The following is a 1399-nucleotide window of genomic DNA, read 5'->3' as shown; positions in this document are numbered from 1 at the left end:
AGCGCGGCCTGGCCGCGGACGGCCGCTGCAAGCCGTTCGGGGCGGCGGCCGACGGCACCGGCTGGGGTGAGGGCGTCGGCATGCTGCTCGTGGAGCGGCTGTCGGACGCGCAGCGCAACGGCCACAAGGTGCTGGCCATCGTCCGGGGTTCGGCGATCAACCAGGACGGCGCGTCCAACGGTCTGACGGCGCCCAACGGCATATCGCAGCAGCGGGTCATCCGGCAGGCGCTGACCAGCGCCCGGCTGTCGGTCACCGATGTGGACGCCGTGGAGGCACACGGTACGGGCACCACCTTGGGTGACCCGATCGAGGCGCAGGCGCTGATGGCGACGTACGGCCAGGATCGGCCCGCGGACCAGCCGCTGATGCTGGGCGGCATCAAGTCCAACATCGGCCATACGCAGGCCGCCGCCGGTGTCGCGGGCGTCATCAAGATGGTGATGGCGATGGTGGAGGGCGTGCTGCCGAAGACGCTCCACGCGGACGAGCCCTCGCCGCACATCGACTGGACCGGCGGTGCCGTCTCCCTGCTGCACGAGTCGACCCCATGGCCGGACCGCGACCGCCCGCGCCGCGCCGCCGTCTCCTCGTTCGGCATGAGTGGCACCAACGCGCACACCATCCTGGAGCAGGCTCCGGAGGCCGAGCCGGCCGAAGCCCCCGAGGCCGGGGCCGTCGACGGTCCGGTGGCGTGGGTGGTGGCGGGCCGTAGCGCGGAGGCGCTCCAGGCACAGGCCGGACGACTGCGGGAGTTCCTCGCGGAGCGCCCGGAGTTGGGCATCGCGGATGTGGCTCTCTCACTGGCCACGACCAGGTCCGCGTTCGAGCATCGGGCCGTGGTGACCGGGGCCGGCCGGGAGGAACTCCTCCAGCGTCTGGAGGCGGTCGCCGAGGACGCCACCGCGTCCAACGGAGTGGTGCGGGGGAGGACCGGCGACGCCGGCCGTTCGGTGTTCGTGTTCCCGGGTCAGGGTGCGCAGTGGCTGGGCATGGCGGTGGGCTTGCTGGAGTCCTCGCCGGTGTTCGCGGAGGCGGTCGGTGAGTGTGAGTCGGCTCTGTCGGCTCATGTGGACTGGTCGCTGACGGATGTGCTGCGGGGTGCTGAGGGCGCTCCTGGTTTCGACCGGGTGGATGTTGTCCAGCCGGTGCTCTTCGCGGTGATGGTGTCCCTGGCGAAGTTGTGGCGTTCGGCCGGTGTGCAGCCGGACGCGGTCATGGGTCACAGTCAGGGTGAGATCGCGGCGGCGTGTGTGGCGGGTGCGCTGTCGTTGGAGGACGCCGCGAAGGTGGTGGCCTTGCGGTCGCAGGCGATCGCGGCGGGTCTTGCGGGCCGTGGTGGCATGGTGTCGGTCGGGCTGCCGGTCGGTCAGGTCAAGGAGCGCATTGCCGCCTGGGA

The 1399-nt window shown here is 71.7% G+C and carries 1 protein-coding gene; it reads left to right on the top strand.

Annotated elements, in window-relative coordinates; translation table 11 throughout:
- Nucleotides 1-1399 (top strand): acyltransferase domain-containing protein (locus KN815_RS30425; protein ID WP_216345086.1); only part of this gene is annotated, 1399 nt, incomplete at both ends.

Source organism: Streptomyces niphimycinicus, from assembly GCF_018883605.1.
Classification (GTDB): Bacteria; Actinomycetota; Actinomycetes; order Streptomycetales; family Streptomycetaceae; genus Streptomyces; species Streptomyces niphimycinicus.
Note: the sequence above shows the minus strand (reverse complement) of the source record. Positions and strands in the feature narration are given on the sequence as shown.